A 16,850-nucleotide genomic window follows, 5' to 3' on the forward strand; every position below is an offset into this window, starting at 1 on the left:
TGTCAAAATATAATTTTTCAAAATGAAAACTTTTGGCGATATCATCAAAGAGCTTAGAGAAGCTAAAAACCTTCCGTTAAGGGTCGTTTCGGCTTATTTGGATATTGATCAAGCTATTTTAAGTAAAATTGAACGCGGTCTGAGAAACGCAAACCGCGATTTTGTGTTAAAAATAGCCACATATTTCGAAGCTGATAAAGACGAGCTTTTAATTGCGTGGTTGTCTGATAAATTAATAGTTGAATTGGCAGATGAAGATATTGCGTTAAAAGCATTGCAAGTTGCTGAGGATAAAATGATTTACCGTACCACCAAAAATTCGGTTTCTAATATTATTGAAATTATTAAAAAAACATTGAGCATGGATGGTAGGGTAAATGCCGCTTGGTTATTTGGCTCTTTGGCCAGAGGCGAGGCCAACTACAGTAGTGATGTTGATTTAATGGTTGAGCTGAAAAGCGACAAAAAGTATTCGATGTTTGATTTATTAGATTTAGAACATTTACTGGGCCAGCCTATTAAAAGAAAAGTTGATATTGTTGAAAAAGGCTATTTAAAAGATTTTTCTTTAACTACTGCCGAAAACGATTTAATAAAAATATATGGATAAGATAGCTTTAAAGGAGCGAGTTATCCATATATTCAATGCCATTTGTTTAATAGAAAGTTTTGTGAATAAAATTACAGAAGGTGTTTTTTTAGAAGACGTAAAGTTGCAAAGCGCAGTGCAATACCAGTTTTTAATTATTGGTGAGGCGGTAAAATATATCGATTATGGTATTTTAGAAAAATATCCCTACCCTTGGCATATTCCAAAATCGTTTAGAAATTTTATTATCCACGAGTATCATGGGGTTAAAATGGAACGTATCTTTTACGCATCGAAAGATTTACAAGCGTTAAAAACTCAGGTAGAACTAATTTTAACGAATGAGTTTTAGGGGCTAAATATTTTTCTTTAAAATATCTTCAATAATCAAATCTGCATGGATCCTGGAGTTTTCAATAAACCAAAGGTGTGTATCCATTCCGCCACAAACTACACCTGCTAAATACATTCCTTTTTGATTGGTTTCCATTGTTTTTGGGTTATGTTGAGGATATCTTTGAAAATCATCACTTAAATGTACACCCATTTTTTGTAAGAAGTTGAAATTTGGCTGATAACCTGTTAATGCCAGCACAAAATCATTAGCAATATTCACCTCCCCATTTTCTGTTTCTATGGTTACTGTTTCCCCAGTAATTGCTTTAAGTGCCGAATTAAAATACGCTTTTATACTTCCTTCTTCAATTCGATTGATAATATCTGGACGAACCCAATATTTAACCCGTTCCCCTACTTCACTCGCCCTAACTACCATAGTTACGTTTGCACCTTTACGGTAGCATTCTAAAGCGGCATCAACAGAAGAATTACTTGCGCCAACTACTAACACATTCTGCATAGCAAAAAAATGGGGGTCTTTATAGTAATGGCTAACTTTAGGAAGATTTTCTCCTGGGATATTTAACAAGGCAGGGATATCGTAAAAACCCGTTGCGATAACTACTTTCTTACTTTGGTAATTATCTTTAGCGGTGGTTACTTCAAAAAGATTGTTCTCTTTATTTTTATTTACGCTATCAACTGATTCGAAAAGGTTTACTTTAAGTTCAAACTTATTGGTTACTCTTCGATAGTATTCAAGCGCCTCTGCCCTAGTTGGTTTCGGGTTGTTTGATACAAAAGGCACACCGCCAATTTCCAGTTTTTCTGAGGTTGAGAAAAAGGTCATATTTTGGGGATAGTTGTAAAGCGAATTCACCAAACATCCTTTATCAATAACCACATAGCTTAATCCTGCTTCTTGGGCTTTAATAGCACAAGCCAAACCAATTGGACCTGCCCCAATGATTAGGACATCAAAAATATTACTTGATTTAAAGTGTTGTTTGTTCAAATCTGAATTTTTAGAATTAAGGTGTAGTTTGCGCTAACGATGGAAGTGGTATCCTTTTTTTGTCCTTCGGCTCCCTCTTCGACTCCGCTCAGAGTGGCAATTAGGACAAAAAAAGATAAAACGGACAGCGTGTTTAAGCGCCCAAAATAATGAAACAAAAAAGGGTTCTATAAATAAAACCCTCTTGTTAGTTATTGATTATCTCTCCATTCGTACACCCAGCCAGATTGAATCTGTTCTAAATGTCCCTCGTTACATTCTTCTTTTGTTCCTTTAAAATTAGGCAAATTTAAAACCCAATCCATTAAGTCGGTAAATCTAACGCGGTAAATTTGTGATTCACCAAAGTCGTCTCCAAATTTTTCATATAATCCCATGCATATATCTTCATGGTCGTTCCAATGTATTGGAAGCGCAAATTTGTTTTGATCCATTTTTTATTTTTAATGTCCTAGAAATTCTGATTGATCGGGAATAGTAACTTCAATGTCGCCATCAATTAACACACATTGACAACCAAGTCGGGAGCTAATTTTTGGGTTAACCGCCCTATCGATAAAATCTTCTTCTTTATCCGAAATCTCTTGAACGTTATCTTCGCCCTTATTTAAATAGACATGGCAAGTACTACATCCGCAAACGCCACCACAATTATGTTGTAATTCTATTCCGTTATCTAAACAAACGTCCAATACAGATTCCCCTACAGCGATAGGTAACTCTATACTTTCATGTCCTTTTTCTTCGAAATTTATCTTGAGTTTAAAAATATTCATACTGCCGTAAAAGTAAGAATTTATTTGACTGTGCTTTTAGGTTGATGGTGCTTTTTTACGATGTTTTGACTGATTAAGCGATATACTTCCTGCGATTCGGGATTAGCTCGCAATATATCAAGATGCTTTGCCATGATCTGCTCGTCATTTCTTTTTGCAGGTCCGGTTTGTACATTTTCCGGAAGATTGATAGCGATTTTATTTACGGTTTCGAAAATCAAGGGTTTAATCAAATCAAAGCTTAACGATGATTTTTCTAATAACTCTTGGGCAATCGCAAATAAATAGTTAGTAAAGTTACATGCAAATACTGCAGAGATATGGAGCGTTAAGCGAGCCGAGGAATCCACAATATTTACGCTATCACATAGCTTCTGCGCAAGGTTAAAGAGTAATTTCTGCGTTTCATCATCGCTCCCTTCGATACATAAAGGAATTTTTTTAAAGTCTAAATCTACGTCTTTGGAAAAAGTTTGTATCGGATAAATCACTCCTGAACTAGAGTGCGTATTTAACACTGAAAGAGCTGTAGAACCTGATGTGTGTACAACAATTTGCCCTTCTCTTTTCGGAATCTGATTGGCAATTGAAAGGATTGCATCATCGTTCACGGCAATGATAACAAGTTCAACCTCTTGGTTGATGTCTTTAAAATCAACAATAGAATTAGCTCCAATTTGAAGAGCTAATTCTATTGCGTTTTGATTATTTCTGCTCCAGACTTGAACAACTGGATTTCCGCTTTTGATTAAAGCTTTACTTAAATGCGTGGCAACATTCCCTGCACCTAGCATCGCTATCCTCATGCGCCAGTAACTTCTTTTGCTCTTCTGAAAATTGACAAAATAAAACCGATGACCATAACAATGGTACCGCCCCAAAACAAGTTGATATAAGGAAATTCTATCGCTTTAAGCACTATCCAGTCCTTTTTCTCTTCCTTTGGTTTCTCGTAAACCGTGAGTTCCATCTTGTTTTTTTCTGGAAGTACGTTGGTAAACCTTAGCTTTAACCCTGCTTCATCTACTTTTTTACCAAAATCAACTTTTGCATTTCCTTTAATCAAAAAGATCGGTTCTGCGTTGTAAACCGTTTCATTAGCATGGACTTCTAAGTTTAAGCCAATGGCAACATCTTTATCCGTTAATGGAATATCATTGATTTTAGCATTTTTATTAATGCCTTTCACCAATAAAAATCCATTTCTAAAACGTACGGTATCACCAACAACTACTTCATGCACCACTGGCTTTTGGTAGTTTTCATCATCCGAATGCCCTTCATGATCTTCATGATGTTCCTCTTCTTTCAATGGCACACTGCTTACGTGTGTGTAAATATCATGTAGTAGGTAATGCTTCGTATCAGGTGAAGCGATAATCTGCTTCATCTTAGCATTCTGTTGTGCGTTTGGATATAAATTAAAGTTTTCTGTAATTTTTCCCTCCGAGTTAGTGACCTTGTAGTTCACTTTATAATAAGTATTTACACCCGATGTAGAATCACCAAGGTAAGTAACAGAATACTTATCCATTTTAGTGGGTTCATTTTTATAAAGAATGATGTTCTCTCTGGGATTATTGTTTTTCGCAAACTCATCACCAAAACCTATTCCTGTAGTGTTTAATGATACAACTTTATTGTTCGCAGCTGCAATTAAGGCACCTACTAGCAACATTGCAAATCCGATGTGGGCAACTGCCGAACCCGAAAGTTTCCATTTTCCTTTAAAAGCTTCGCTCAACACATTTCCGTTACATAAAATGGAAAAAATAGCCGCCCAAGTCATTAAAATATACATCACGTTTCCGTAGATATCTACCACGTAAACCACAATGGCTGTTACTATTATGGCTACAACAAATGAAACAGAAAGGCTTATAAAAAACTTACGGATGTTAGTTTGTTTGTATTTAAGAAACTGTGAAAAACCCGAGATGGTTGCAATTACAAAAGCAAAAGCGATCTGCCACTTATTATAATGCTGAATGGCGTCTGTAGGCGGTGCAATATCCGTCCCGAAAATCGCATTAAAAACAGGAATAGAAGTGGTAGCAATAATTTGTATACACGATACAAATAATACAACAGCACCTATAAACAACCAAAATTCGCGTGAATAGGTATCCTCATCTTTTTTAGTGATTGGTAATTTTTTCCAGTTGATGATGAACAAAACCAAAGGAAGGAAGAAAAACACGCTTAAATAAACAAGCAACTGCGTATCCATCCCCATAGAGGTAAATGCATGCACAGATGTTTCTCCTAAAATACCGCTTCGGGTTAAGAAAGAAGCATATAAAACCAGCACAAAACTGATTATTACTAGAAATGCAGCCGTAAAATAAGAATGACCTGTGTTTTTGAAAGCAATCATTACGTGTACTCCCGCAATTAACGTTAACCATGGAATAATTGATGCATTCTCTACCGGATCCCAAGCCCAAAAGCCTCCAAAATTCAAAGCTTCGTAAGCCCAAAAAGACCCCATGATAATACCAGTTCCTAAAATCATTACTGCAAAAAGCGCCCAAGGCATAGCTGGTTTAACCCAGTCCGTATATCGTTTTTGCCATAATCCCGCAACAGCATAAGCAAATGGAACAATCATTGACGCAAAACCTAAAAACAAGGTTGGTGGGTGAATCACCATCCAATAGTTTTGCAATAATGGATTTAAACCATTACCGTCTTGAATAAGTGATAAATAATCTGCTCTAGCAAAAATTGGCGCTTCCATTGCATCTCTCAGCAATACAAATGGCGATGAACCTATTTTAGCCCCAAAGATCTCGACTCCTAAAATCATCGTCGCCAAAAACACCTGTGAAAGCGAAATAATAGTCATTACACTATTTTCCCAACTCTTTGCCTTTACAATTACGATACAGCCAAGTAATCCTTGCCAAAACGTCCAAAGCCAAAAACTTCCCTCCTGACCTTCCCAAAAACAAGATATGATATAGTAGACCGGTAAAATTTTAGACGAGTGCGACCACGCATAATGGTATTCGAAAAGGTGGTTGTAGATGATATAAAACAGACATGCTCCAACGCCAACTATCGCAACAAGGTTAAGGCGGTAAGCTAACCTACCGATTTTTTGCCATGATAGATCTAATTTATCTTTAGCTATTGTTGCAAAGAAATAACTGATTAGTGCTAAAACTGATGTACCGATAGATAGGACAATAAAGAACTGACCGAGCTTTCCCGGCAACAGGTGTTCACCTGTAAATTGGATATCCATTAAAACTTATATTTTTCCTTGAGCTGAAACTTCTGTAACCTCTATTTTGTCTTCCGTATATTTTGATGGACATTTCATCAAAATTTTGCTGGCGTGAAACTCATTACCTAACATTTGCCCGGTTAAAACAATTTGTTCTGAACGTTCAAAATCTTGTGGCTTAGCGCCTGTAAAAACTACTTTACAGTTTTCACCATTGTTATCATTTACATAAAAAGAAAAGTAGTTTGCATCCTGCTGTGGGTTGTAAAACATTTCTTTTGCTAAATCTAATTTACCCACTACATGAAGTTCTTTCTTGGTTTTGATTGCTTCTGAAAAAGAACCATAAGTACTGCTATCTGCATAAGTACTGACAATTGCACCAATTGCAATGGCAATAATTATCATCCCGATGATTGAGCTTTTTTTCATGATATTATAAATTGATGTAATTTAATTTGCAAAAATACGAATAGCAAAGTATAGGAGCTAATGATAACAAAAATGTTATCTATTAAGAAACGTTCTAAATAAGTAAACTGTAAAATATCTTTTCTATTTCAGCAGTCCTATTTCCCCCAAATATTATTTTGAACTAGGTTAATTTTATCTTCAAAAAAGAGCTGTGTACTGCTTTCGAAAGAACTGGTTTTATCAGACACAAAAAACTGGTATTTCGGTTTTTCTGACGAGGTATTCAGCAGGTCTAATGCAGTGAGTTTTCGCTTTACATCGTCGGCAACAATTTCTGCTGTGTTTAAAATCTCCACTTTATTATTGAAATATTCTTCAATTTCTTTACGAATGAGCGGGTAGTGGGTACATGCTAAAATTAAAGAGTCGATTTTTTTAAGCTTTGGAGATGACAGGTATGCGTTTATAATCGTTTTACTTATATTATTCTGAAAAAAACCTTCTTCAATCATTGGTGCAAGTAAAGGTGTAGCAAGTGACTGCACTTTTACATCTGCTATAGACGCCTTTAGCTTTACCGCGTATATGTCTGACTTGATGGTTGCCTTGGTAGCAATCACGCCAATTCTTTGATAGTGGTGTTGCTCAGCGCAATAATCTACCACGGGGTCAATTACGTTTAAAATAGGCAAAGCATCCCCTAAAAATTCTTTTAAATCTGCAAAACCTAGAGAAGATGCCGTATTACAAGCAATTACAATGGCCTTACATCCTTTTGATTGTAAAAACTTACCTATTTTTAAACTGTAGTATTTAATGGCTTCCGCAGATTTATCGCCGTACGGCATGTGTGCGGTATCACCAAAGTAAATCATGTTCTCATGAGGCAACACTTTACGGATGGCATTTGCAACGGTTAAACCACCGATACCTGAATCAAAAATTCCTATTGGACTTGAATTTTTCATTTTGTAAGCTAAAGGCTCAAAGCTAAAGGCTGAAAGCTGTTGAACGAAAATACTAATTTATGTTTATGGCTAAAAGCGATTGGGTAAGAAGAGGTATAAAATAAAAATGCGAAGCAGATTATTATCCACTTCGCATTTTGCTTTAAGCCTTCGGCTTTTAGCAAAATTATTTTAAGCCTAATTTTGTTTTAACTTCTGCCATGATATTTATACCACCATCAAAGTAAACAATACCCGGTTGTGTAGTATCAAAAACATAAGCGTAACCTTTTTCTTTTGCTACAACTTTTACAGCATCTTCCGCTTTCTTCAAGATTGGGTCATATAACTCACCTCTTTTCTTTTCGAAATCTTCGCCAGCTTTTTGTTGAAATTCTTCAATACGCTTTTGCAAGTCCTGAATTTCTTTCACTTTAGCTTCTTTCAATGCATCGCTCAAAGTTTTTTCTTTACCCTGGAAATCCTGCACTTTAGTTTGATACTCTGTGTACATTGTTTTTCCGTCAGCATCTAAAGACTCTTTAAAAACTGCTAACTGTTTATCTGCAGTGGCTACTTCTGGCATAGCTTTAATTAATTCTGCTGAGTTAATATGAGCAATTTTTTGCTGTGCATTAACCAAATTACCTGCAAATAATAATCCTCCTGCTACTAATGCAATCTTAAATAATTTTTTCATTCTTCTAATTGGGTGTTAATTTAATTCTACGAGTTTAAAATAAATATTGCTATTTAGCAAATGTTCCAGGCTTATAACCTAATTTAACTATTACCTGGTTGGTTGCATCAAAGTTAGGCCTTGCAAACAACAAGGTTACTGTACTTTTATCTACCACCATATCAATACTTTCCGAGTTTGCATATTCCTCAACGGCTTTTGCAACTTTATCTTGTATTGGTTTTATTAATCTTAATTTTTCTTTATAAAGTTCGCCTTCATAGCCAAATTTCTGTTGTTGCATATCATTGGTTTCTTTCTCTTTCTCCGATATAGCTGCTTCACGTTTCTTTTTCATATCGTCAGTCAGCAAAACCCGATCTGCCTGAAAATCTTTCCTCATCTTTTCAACCTCAACAAACTTTGCGTCAATATCGCTCTGCCATTTTTGAGCTGAAGCATTAAGCTGTTTTTGTGCGGATGAATATTCTGGAATATGTTTTAATATATATTCTGAATCTACATAAGACAAACGTTGTGCTTTTGCTGTTACACAAAGCATAACGATGAATATAGGAAGAATGATATATTTTTTCATTTATTGTCGCTTAAAATTTACAATTCTTAGTTAAATCCGCCTAACTGTTGAGCAATGCTAAAATGAAACTGTCCTTTGTTAGCTTGGCTGTTTCCTGGAATAGCATCAAAGCCATAACCATAATCAATACCTAACAATCCAAATATTGGTAAAAATATACGAGCACCAACACCTGCAGAACGTTTAACATTAAACGGATTAAATTCAGAAAACTTATTCCATGTATTTCCGCCTTCGGCAAAAGCCAATACAAACACAGTAGCAGACTCTCCTAAAGTAATTGGATGTCTTAATTCTAAAACGTATTTATTGAAAATTGGAGATCCCGCAGTACTCGCAGCGCCTTCTGGCACTACGGAGTTATTGGCGTAACCACGCAAACCAATAACCTCTGATCCTTGTAAAAAGTCGAATCCTTGTAAACCGTCTCCACCCACTTTAAAACGACCGAATGGAGCCTGACCAACACTTTCGCTATAGTAGCCCAAGAAACCGAATTGTGCCTGTGCTTTTAAAATCAACTTACCGTATATTTTTTGGAAAAACTGAGACTCAAACTTCCATTTATGGTATTCGGCAAATTTGTACTTATCTGAGGTAGCTAAGTTTGCATAGTTTTTTCCGTTAAACGATGAATACGGTAGGGTAGCTTGTACTGTAAATTTAATATTCGACCCTGAAGTTGGAAAGATTGGTGCATCAACGGAGTTTCTGCTCAATACCTGACTTAAGCTTAAATCGTAAGAATCACCGTTTTCAAATAAATAACCTGTGTAATTTCTTAATTTAAACTGTTGTAGGTTTGCGGCATAATCAATCCTAAAATAATCATCAGGCCACTTTAACTGCTTACCCAAACTAAAAGTTAAACCGTTTAACCTGATTTTCTGTAAATTAGGATTGCTATTGCTCAAACCATTACTCTGTAAAGAAGTAAAAGCACTAATACCTAAGTAAATAGGTTTTTTACCACCAAACCAAGGCTCAGAGAAAGAAAAACTGTATGATTGGTAGTATTTACCATTTGTTTGACCTCTAATACTTAGCTTTTGCCCATCGCCTTTTGGTAAAGGTTTGTAAGCTTTTAGGTTGAATATGTTTCTTGCAGAAAAGTTATTGAACGTTAAACCCAAAGTACCTACTACCCTTCCGCCACCAAAACCTCCCGAAAGCTCAATTTGATCGGATGGTTTTTCAACCACGGTATATTGAATATCTACTGTTCCGTCTGTTGGGTTAGGAATAGGTTTAATATCTACTTTTTGCTCGTCGAAATTTCCTAATTGTGTAATTTGGCGCTGAGAACGCACCAACATATCTTTAGAAAATTTTTGACCTGGCTTGGTTCTAATCTCTCTTAAAACTACTTTATCGTTGGTTAACTCGTTACCTTTTAAAATAATCTTATTGATAGTGTATTGCGGACCTTCGTAAATTCTGATCTCTAAATCAACCGTATCATTATAAATACGAGTTTGAACAGGGTCGGCGTTAAAAGTTAAATAACCATCGTTTAAATAAAGTGATGAAACGTCATTGCTTGACGGGCTACTTCTTAATGTTTTTTCCAGTTTAGCTTCAGAAAAAACCTCGCCTTTTTCTATTTTAAGAATCTGCTCTAATAGGCTTGATGGATATTTAGCATTTCCTGCAAAAGTTACATTACCAAAATAATACTTTTTACCTTCGTTTAGCTTGATATCTATGTTAACAGATTTTTCGTTGTGTTTGTAAACCGAGTCGGAGATAATTTCTGCATCGCGATAACCTTTCTCCCTCATCTTCTCCACCATCTTCTCTTTATCCTCCTCGTACTTATCACGCATAAATTTACCCGAACCGAAAACTTTGTACCACGCCTGCTGATGCGTTTTCTTCATGTACTTTCTCAGCTTGGCATCGCTAAAGTCTTTATTACCTTCAATATTGATCGCGTGAACTTTTACCTTACTCTTTTTATCAACAACAACATTTACTATTTTGCTATTTGCATCTGAGGTGTCTGCTATGGTTGTGATGTTAACCGTGGTATTCAAAAATCCTTTATCAGCAAAATGCTTAGTAATTACATTGTTGATGGTATTTTTCAAATTCTCGTTTACAATTTTACCTTTCTGGCTGTTCAGTTTCTCCTGAATATCAGTAGTTTCTGATTTAGTTAAACCTTTTAACGCTATTCTAGAAACCCTAGGGCGCTCTTCCAGGTTAATATCGAAGAAAATAGTATCGTTACTGATGTGGTTAATTAACAAGGTTACATCGTCAAACAAACCTTGCGCCCAAAGGTTCTTTACCGCATTGGATGTTGCGTCTCCAGGAACTAAAATACGATCGCCAACTTCTAATTTGGTAATGGTTACTAAAACAGCTTTATCTAAAAACTCAACACCATTGATGTTTATAGCGCCAATTACAAACTCTTTTGGATTTAGGAAATCTAAATCTTTGTTCTGATTTTCTTGAGTTGAACTGGAAGACCTTAAAGACGGAATTGATTGCGAAAACCCTTTTACGGAAAGGGTAATTAGAAATATGATTATAAAAAAATTCTTCATTTACTTGATTATGGGGCTAAAATACTCCTATTCTTTGTTAATTTTTGTTAAAAGTAAAATTAGCTGAGTTGCTCACTGGTTAAGCCAAATCTGCGTTCTCTCTGTTGATAGTTAAAAATAGCTTCAAATAGATCTTCTCGTCGGAAATCTGGCCAAAGTTTTGGTGTAAAATAAAGCTCGGCATAAGCCAATTGCCACAATAAATAATTACTGATACGGTGTTCACCGCTGGTTCTGATCATTAACTCCGGATCGGGCAGGTTATGTGTGGAAAGGTAGCTTTCAAAAAGTTTTTCGTCGATATCTTCTTGCTTTATTTTTCCGCTTGCAACAGCCAAGGCTATATTTTTGGTGGCGTTAACAATCTCCCACCTTGAACTGTATGAGAGCGCTAAAGTTAATGTTAAGCCACTGTTATTTGCGGTTTTGCTAATTGCTTCCTGTAATTCATTGTAACATCTTTTTGGTAAAGACGATAGATCGCCAATAGCATTTAGGCGTACGTTGTTTTCCATTAATGTTTTGGTTTCTTTATTAATGGTGCTTACTAAAAGCTCCATTAACGCGGTAACCTCCAACTTAGGGCGATTCCAGTTTTCTGTAGAAAAAGCATAAAGCGTAAGGTTTTTAACACCTAGCTCTGCAGCGCCTTCAACTGTATCTCTTACAGCAAGAACTCCGTTTTTATGTCCAAAAACTCTCAATTTACCTTTTTCCTTAGCCCATCTACCGTTGCCATCCATAATAACGGCTATGTGTTGTGGTAATTTATCAAGATTTAACTTTTCTCTGAAACTCATTTACTAAAAAGCAATATTTTAATTTAAAAAGGACATTTTTGGCTCACAAAGGTATAAGATAAGGTTATACCTACAAATAGGTAACTGTCCTTTTTTCTGAAATCGCCTCGCTGTGTACCTGGAACACCTATTTTGTTCACAGAACGATCTGATAAATCGAATCTTAAGGCAGTTTTATTAGGATCATTCTCCTGCATACTGGTAATAGCTGGGTAAACACCACTCACATCGTCCAAATAATCTGTGCTGGTATTTCTGTAACCAATCTCTCCTACTAAGTTAAGGTAACGTCCAAAATTATATTTTACGCCGGCACCAAAAGGAATAGAATAGGTAATGGTTTTATATTCTTCGGGCTGACCTTCGGTTTTATAATACTTTAGTTCGTATGTACTGCCCTTATAATCTGTTTTTGGATTAAAACCGGTTAATGCAACTCCTGCAAATAAAAATGGGGTAAAACGTTTTTGATGATATTCGAACCCGTAATCGAAAAAATTGAATTCTACTAAAACATTTCCTTCGGTAATTGGCGAATAAAAACTAAGATTTCTGTCTATCTCTTGCTGATATTTTGACTTGGATTCATCATCGCTTATTTTTCCTTGCAAAGCCGAAACCCTTAAAGCCCAATTGCTATCAAAATTTCTTTTCACTACAAAACCAAAAGCTGGATGATTTAATTTTAAGATACCATTTTGATTTAAATCGCCCATATAACCCATTGCACCGCCGGTAACGCCAACCTCCCAGGTTTGGGCATACGCAACATTTGTACTAATTAGAACAAAAAGTATAAATACTTTGATAAAATGAGTCATTAAGATGGCTTAGTAATTTCTGGTATCTATACCCCAAAGCAATTTATTTCTTAACGTTGATAAATAGGTTTGATTGCTCAACCTCACTAAATTTATATCAAAATCTGCCCGTTTTAAACGCAACTGAGTCCCTGCATTTATTACTTCTGTTCTTGAATCACAGCTTACTAAATATTTTGGGCTTCTACCTTCAATCTCAAAAGTCAGTTCATTTTCATCCGAAAGGATAACTGGCCTTACGTTTAAGTTATGCGGAGAAACTGGAGTGATTACAAAATTACCGGATTGTGGAAAAACAATCGGTCCACCGCAACTTAAGGAATAAGCTGTTGAGCCTGTTGGCGTTGCTACTATTAAGCCATCTGCCCAATAAGAGTTTAAAAACTCGCCATTTAAATAACAGTGAATCAATATCATGGCAGAAGTATCGCGTTTCATGATGGTAAAATCATTCAATGCAAAATTAAGGTCACCAAATAAACCAGATGAAGTTTCAACTTTCAATAACCTCCTGACATCCAGCGTAAAATCTCGATTAACTAAACCTTCAATTGCGCTTTTTATACCTTCCTTATTAATACTCGCTAAAAAACCTAAACGCCCAAAGTTGATTCCGATCATCGGGATGCCAGAGTCTTTCACCAGCGCTACCGTATCCAGCATTGTTCCATCGCCTCCCAAACTAATCATCACGTCTACTTTTCCGCTAACCAGCTCATCATGAGTTTCAAAGGCATTAAAAGTTTTAGGTAAAAACAGCTTGTCTTTCAAAAAGTCGTAAAAATCATGATAAATTACAACCTCTACCCCGCAAGTCACCAAACAATCAAAAACCTGTTGAACGTATGGGATAACGGTGTTGTTAAACTGCCTGCCGTAAACGCCTATTTTCATCTGTTTGTTTATTTATTTTTCTTTGGTGATGAAGCAATCATAATTATAAATACCATGTATTCGATAAACTTATGATGGTTTCGTTTTAATTTGTTTAGAAACTCAGGTAATTCATCAACGAATCATACCTATCTGCACCGTCGGCTTTTTGATTGGTGTTATTAAATGTGGCTAATACCACATAATCATACCGTAAAAAAGCTGCAACAATTTGCGTAACATCTATTTTATTTACTTTGATAGTAGCGGTAAGTTTTGTAGAATCTGTATGCTCATCTAAGTATGCGCTTAATATCTGCGCATTATCCGACTCTACAATTTGGGCGATATGAGCCAATGAATAATCGCGGTTTCCTATCTCAAGAACAATGATTCCACCTGGATCCGCAACGGCTGTTAAAGTTGCTAAATACGTTACAACATCATCTATAACAATGGTGCCCAGGTAATTCATCTTTTCATCAAGTACGGGCAAAACACTAAGCCTTTGTTCACTAAACGCTTTAATAACATCGTAAGCATGCTGATTTTCTAACACGTAAGGATTAATCAGCGAAAGCGTGATTAGCGCTACCGACTCTTCGGTATTTGTTTCCTCAATTAGATCATCTTCTGATAACAAACCCAAAAAGTGCGAACCATCTACAATTGGCAAATGGCTAACCTTAAAATCTTCCATATAATCCAAAGCCTTCTGAACAGTGTCAGAAATTTTCAATGGAGATATTACAGCAGATATAAGTTCACTTGCAATCATTAAAGGCCTCTCTTTGCTAAGAATTGTTCAAGTAGTTTGTTAAACTCTTGAGGTTGTTCCATCATAGGTGCGTGTCCACATTCGTCAATCCAGCTTAAATCACTATCTGGTAAAAGCTGATTAAATTCAACGGCAACCTCTGGCGGTGTAATTTTATCGTTTTTACCCCAAATCAATCCCACAGGGACTTTAATCTTAGATAAATCTTTGGCCATGTTATGTCGAATAGCTGATTTTGCCATTGCCAAAATTCTTATAACTTTATTTCTATTATTTACAGTTTCGTAAACATCGTCAACCATTTCTTTGGTTGCTGTAGCCGGACTATAAAAGGTATATTCAACTTTTTCTTTGATGAAATCATAGCTTTCTCTTTTTGGAAAAGAACCTCCGAAAGCGTTTTCGTACAAGCCAGAGCTTCCAGCTAACACTAACGCTTTAACAAATTCTTGGTGGGCTAAGGTGTAAACTAAACCTACATGTCCGCCTAAAGAATTTCCCAAAAGTGTTACTTTCTCAAATTTCTTGTACTTAATAAACTTATGTATGTGTTTTGCTAGTGTTTTTACCCCTGTGGTTAGCAACGGTAAATCATATATCGGGAGGACTGGGATTACTACCGTATAGCGATCTTTAAACTGTTCAATCACATGTTCCCAGTTGCTTAGCGCACCCATTAAGCCATGCAGTAAAAGTAAAACCTCCCCTTTGCCTTCCTCAATGTATTTAAAACCGTCTTCTTCTTTAATTAAGTACTCCATAAAATATCGCAAAGGTGTTGTGCATTAATTGTGCAAATTAATAGTCTGTTTTTAATTTGGGTATAAAAACTATGCTAATTGAGAAAAAAAATATGATTTAACCTATTTTAAATAAATATTTAGTTTTAAGGTAACAAAGTTTTTATAGCTGCAGAAATGGCTTTTCCATCAGCTTTGCCAGAAAGTTCTTTGTTGGCTACACCCATAATTTTCCCCATTTCCTTAACACTAGTCACATTAAGTTTTTCTATCAGTGCTTTAATATAAGTGTTTAACTCTGTTTCTGATAATTGCTTTGGTAAATATTTTTCGATAACTGCAATTTCTTCTGCTTCTATTTTATAAAGATCATCACGATTTTGGCTTTGGTAAATCTCCGCTGATTCTTTTCTCTGCTTTACCAGTTTTTGTAAAACTTTAAGTTCTACTTCTTCGGTAATTTCTTGGGCAGCACCCTTTTCTGTTTTAGCTAAAAGTAAAGCCGCTTTAATTGCTCTTAAACTTCTTAGCGTAGCTTCTTCTTTTGCCAACATGGCAGTTTTTATATCTTGATTTATGGTGGTTTCTAACATATTGTTAAATTTAAATGAATTTGAAACTAAAAACTAACTAACTAAAAACTAAATAACTAACCTTTATCCCAATAAAAAGCTGATGCCTGAACGGTTGGCATAATTACCAGATCATTGATGTTTACATGAGCCGGTCTACTGGTTGCAAAGTAAATAGTCTCGGCGATATCACTAGCTAGCAAGGGCCGATAACCTTCGTAAACTTTTTCTGCTTTCTTTTTATCTCCATGGAAGCGTACTTCAGAGAACTCGGTTTCAACCGCACCGGGATGAATTGCAGTAACTCTAATCTTGTGTTTTAACAAATCTATACGCATAGATTTACTTAGCGCATCAACAGCGTGTTTTGTAGCGCAGTAAACATTGCCTTTTGCATAAACCTCTTTCCCTGCAATTGAACCTAAGTTTACAATATGCCCCTTTTTGTTATCAATCATCCAGTTAGAAACGATTTTGGAAACGTAAAGTAGACCTTTGATATTGGTATCGATCATGGTTTCCCAGTCGCTTAATAGTGCATCCTGGAAATCGTCCAAGCCCTGACTTAATCCGGCGTTATTTATGAGCACATCAACTTTCCTAAAATCCGAAGACAAACTGTTTAATTGCGTTTCTACAGCATTTTTATCGCTTACATCAAAGTTTAATGTAATTACCTGAACTTGAAATTGCGACTCGAGTTTTTCTTTAAGTTTTTGTAACCGATTTGCTCTTCGTCCTGTGATGATGAGATTAAAGCCGTGTTCAGCATAAATATTTGCACAAGCTTCGCCTATACCAGCGGTTGCCCCTGTAATAAGTGCTGTTTTTACATTTACTGACATGTTGTGAAATTATGAAATTTATGCGGAAGGAATAGGGAGAATTGAAGGAATTTTATTTTTTTAACAAATCGGCAGTTTGGTTTTGATTTTAGGGGCAGATTTTCACGATCTGAATTTATGATCAGCTCAAACAAATTAGATGAAATTGAAAATCACATCCCAGGAAATGCCGGAATTGGAATTTCTATAACTTGATGAAAAACTTACTGTAAATGGTAAAATCCATACCAAAGAAATCAAGAGTCTATTTAAATGTCTAGGGACTAATTTTTGATTT

General features: G+C 35.7%; 19 protein-coding genes. 2 read left to right on the forward strand and 17 right to left on the reverse strand.

Annotation, left to right across the window (positions count from 1 at the left end; all coding sequences use genetic code 11):
• The first annotated feature begins 22 nt into the window (after positions 1–22).
• Together B176_RS21120 and B176_RS0108435 are read left to right on the forward strand one after the other, a co-directional pair.
• Positions 23–610 (forward strand): nucleotidyltransferase domain-containing protein, encoded by a 588-nt coding sequence (locus B176_RS21120; protein WP_017258362.1) that lies wholly within the window; start codon positions 23–25, stop codon positions 608–610.
• The gene (locus tag B176_RS0108435; protein ID WP_017258363.1) at positions 603–941 is read left to right on the forward strand and encodes a HepT-like ribonuclease domain-containing protein; all 339 of its coding nucleotides are present in this window, start codon (positions 603–605) and stop codon (positions 939–941) included. Before B176_RS21120 ends, B176_RS0108435 begins: the two co-directional genes overlap by 8 nt.
• A gap of 3 nt (positions 942–944) precedes the next feature.
• On the opposite strand, the gene B176_RS0108440 is transcribed toward B176_RS0108435, so the two are convergent.
• From B176_RS0108440 to B176_RS0108520, 17 genes are all read right to left on the reverse strand, one after another.
• Complete coding sequence (locus tag B176_RS0108440) at positions 945–1,943, reverse strand: YpdA family putative bacillithiol disulfide reductase (RefSeq protein ID WP_017258364.1); 999 nt, start codon at positions 1,941–1,943, stop codon at positions 945–947.
• 191 nt (positions 1,944–2,134) lie between these two features.
• On the reverse strand, positions 2,135–2,377 hold the full coding sequence (gene iscX, locus B176_RS0108445; protein WP_017258365.1) for a Fe-S cluster assembly protein IscX: 243 nt from the start codon (positions 2,375–2,377) through the stop codon (positions 2,135–2,137).
• A gap of 9 nt (positions 2,378–2,386) precedes the next feature.
• Entirely contained in the window at positions 2,387–2,719 is a 333-nt protein-coding gene (locus B176_RS0108450; RefSeq protein WP_017258366.1) for a 2Fe-2S iron-sulfur cluster-binding protein, read from the reverse strand.
• A 20-nt stretch (positions 2,720–2,739) separates the two neighbouring features.
• Positions 2,740–3,525, reverse strand: coding sequence for a Rossmann-like and DUF2520 domain-containing protein (locus B176_RS0108455; protein WP_017258367.1), 786 nt, complete (start codon positions 3,523–3,525; stop codon positions 2,740–2,742).
• Positions 3,522–5,969, reverse strand: coding sequence for a heme lyase CcmF/NrfE family subunit (locus tag B176_RS0108460; RefSeq protein WP_017258368.1), 2,448 nt, complete (start codon positions 5,967–5,969; stop codon positions 3,522–3,524). Before B176_RS0108460 ends, B176_RS0108455 begins: the two co-directional genes overlap by 4 nt.
• 6 nt (positions 5,970–5,975) lie before the next feature.
• A complete protein-coding gene (locus B176_RS0108465) occupies positions 5,976–6,383 on the reverse strand; it encodes a cytochrome c maturation protein CcmE domain-containing protein (protein WP_017258369.1) in 408 nt (135 codons plus the stop codon).
• Positions 6,384–6,520: 137 nt separating this feature from the next.
• Positions 6,521–7,333, reverse strand: coding sequence for a glutamate racemase (murI, locus tag B176_RS0108470; RefSeq protein WP_017258370.1), 813 nt, complete (start codon positions 7,331–7,333; stop codon positions 6,521–6,523).
• A 166-nt stretch (positions 7,334–7,499) separates the two neighbouring features.
• Positions 7,500–8,012: an OmpH family outer membrane protein gene (locus tag B176_RS0108475; protein WP_017258371.1), complete on the reverse strand. Its 513-nt coding sequence runs from the start codon at positions 8,010–8,012 to the stop codon at positions 7,500–7,502.
• 49 nt (positions 8,013–8,061) lie between these two features.
• Positions 8,062–8,589: an OmpH family outer membrane protein gene (locus tag B176_RS0108480; protein WP_017258372.1), complete on the reverse strand. Its 528-nt coding sequence runs from the start codon at positions 8,587–8,589 to the stop codon at positions 8,062–8,064.
• A gap of 26 nt (positions 8,590–8,615) precedes the next feature.
• Positions 8,616–11,144: an outer membrane protein assembly factor BamA gene (gene bamA / locus B176_RS0108485; protein ID WP_017258373.1), complete on the reverse strand. Its 2,529-nt coding sequence runs from the start codon at positions 11,142–11,144 to the stop codon at positions 8,616–8,618.
• 59 nt (positions 11,145–11,203) lie between these two features.
• Positions 11,204–11,944: an isoprenyl transferase gene (locus B176_RS0108490; RefSeq protein WP_017258374.1), complete on the reverse strand. Its 741-nt coding sequence runs from the start codon at positions 11,942–11,944 to the stop codon at positions 11,204–11,206.
• 23 nt (positions 11,945–11,967) lie between these two features.
• A complete protein-coding gene (gene porG, locus B176_RS0108495) occupies positions 11,968–12,765 on the reverse strand; it encodes a type IX secretion system protein PorG (RefSeq protein WP_017258375.1) in 798 nt (265 codons plus the stop codon).
• A 9-nt stretch (positions 12,766–12,774) separates the two neighbouring features.
• Positions 12,775–13,659, reverse strand: a complete 885-nt coding sequence (locus B176_RS0108500; protein WP_017258376.1) for an NAD kinase — start codon at positions 13,657–13,659, stop codon at positions 12,775–12,777.
• A gap of 94 nt (positions 13,660–13,753) precedes the next feature.
• Entirely contained in the window at positions 13,754–14,416 is a 663-nt protein-coding gene (locus tag B176_RS0108505; protein ID WP_017258377.1) for a CBS domain-containing protein, read from the reverse strand.
• Positions 14,416–15,177 carry an alpha/beta fold hydrolase gene (locus B176_RS0108510; protein ID WP_017258378.1) on the reverse strand — a complete coding sequence of 254 codons (762 nt, stop codon included), beginning with the start codon at positions 15,175–15,177 and terminating at the stop codon, positions 14,416–14,418. Before B176_RS0108510 ends, B176_RS0108505 begins: the two co-directional genes overlap by 1 nt.
• A gap of 125 nt (positions 15,178–15,302) precedes the next feature.
• On the reverse strand, positions 15,303–15,749 hold the full coding sequence (locus tag B176_RS0108515; protein WP_017258379.1) for a GatB/YqeY domain-containing protein: 447 nt from the start codon (positions 15,747–15,749) through the stop codon (positions 15,303–15,305).
• Positions 15,750–15,805: 56 nt separating this feature from the next.
• A complete protein-coding gene (locus B176_RS0108520) occupies positions 15,806–16,573 on the reverse strand; it encodes an SDR family NAD(P)-dependent oxidoreductase (RefSeq protein WP_017258380.1) in 768 nt (255 codons plus the stop codon).
• Positions 16,574–16,850: the final 277 nt, after the last annotated feature.

This window comes from Pedobacter arcticus A12 (assembly GCF_000302595.1).
In the GTDB taxonomy this organism is placed as follows: domain Bacteria; phylum Bacteroidota; class Bacteroidia; order Sphingobacteriales; family Sphingobacteriaceae; genus Pseudopedobacter; species Pseudopedobacter arcticus.

What these genes read in the sequence shown, in the direction of transcription:
- B176_RS21120 (WP_017258362.1), top strand. Translation starts at nt 23, where the DNA reads ATGAAAACTTTTGGCGATATCATCAAAGAGCTTAGAGAAGCTAAAAAC.
- B176_RS0108435 (WP_017258363.1), top strand. Translation starts at nt 603, where the DNA reads ATGGATAAGATAGCTTTAAAGGAGCGAGTTATCCATATATTCAATGCC.
- iscX (WP_017258365.1), bottom strand. Translation starts at nt 2,377, where the DNA reads ATGGATCAAAACAAATTTGCGCTTCCAATACATTGGAACGACCATGAA.
- B176_RS0108450 (WP_017258366.1), bottom strand. Translation starts at nt 2,719, where the DNA reads ATGAATATTTTTAAACTCAAGATAAATTTCGAAGAAAAAGGACATGAA.
- B176_RS0108455 (WP_017258367.1), bottom strand. Translation starts at nt 3,525, where the DNA reads ATGAGGATAGCGATGCTAGGTGCAGGGAATGTTGCCACGCATTTAAGT.
- B176_RS0108460 (WP_017258368.1), bottom strand. Translation starts at nt 5,969, where the DNA reads ATGGATATCCAATTTACAGGTGAACACCTGTTGCCGGGAAAGCTCGGT.
- B176_RS0108465 (WP_017258369.1), bottom strand. Translation starts at nt 6,383, where the DNA reads ATGAAAAAAAGCTCAATCATCGGGATGATAATTATTGCCATTGCAATT.
- murI (WP_017258370.1), bottom strand. Translation starts at nt 7,333, where the DNA reads ATGAAAAATTCAAGTCCAATAGGAATTTTTGATTCAGGTATCGGTGGT.
- B176_RS0108475 (WP_017258371.1), bottom strand. Translation starts at nt 8,012, where the DNA reads ATGAAAAAATTATTTAAGATTGCATTAGTAGCAGGAGGATTATTATTT.
- B176_RS0108480 (WP_017258372.1), bottom strand. Translation starts at nt 8,589, where the DNA reads ATGAAAAAATATATCATTCTTCCTATATTCATCGTTATGCTTTGTGTA.
- bamA (WP_017258373.1), bottom strand. Translation starts at nt 11,144, where the DNA reads ATGAAGAATTTTTTTATAATCATATTTCTAATTACCCTTTCCGTAAAA.
- B176_RS0108490 (WP_017258374.1), bottom strand. Translation starts at nt 11,944, where the DNA reads ATGAGTTTCAGAGAAAAGTTAAATCTTGATAAATTACCACAACACATA.
- porG (WP_017258375.1), bottom strand. Translation starts at nt 12,765, where the DNA reads ATGACTCATTTTATCAAAGTATTTATACTTTTTGTTCTAATTAGTACA.
- B176_RS0108500 (WP_017258376.1), bottom strand. Translation starts at nt 13,659, where the DNA reads ATGAAAATAGGCGTTTACGGCAGGCAGTTTAACAACACCGTTATCCCA.
- B176_RS0108505 (WP_017258377.1), bottom strand. Translation starts at nt 14,416, where the DNA reads ATGATTGCAAGTGAACTTATATCTGCTGTAATATCTCCATTGAAAATT.
- B176_RS0108510 (WP_017258378.1), bottom strand. Translation starts at nt 15,177, where the DNA reads ATGGAGTACTTAATTAAAGAAGAAGACGGTTTTAAATACATTGAGGAA.
- B176_RS0108515 (WP_017258379.1), bottom strand. Translation starts at nt 15,749, where the DNA reads ATGTTAGAAACCACCATAAATCAAGATATAAAAACTGCCATGTTGGCA.
- B176_RS0108520 (WP_017258380.1), bottom strand. Translation starts at nt 16,573, where the DNA reads ATGTCAGTAAATGTAAAAACAGCACTTATTACAGGGGCAACCGCTGGT.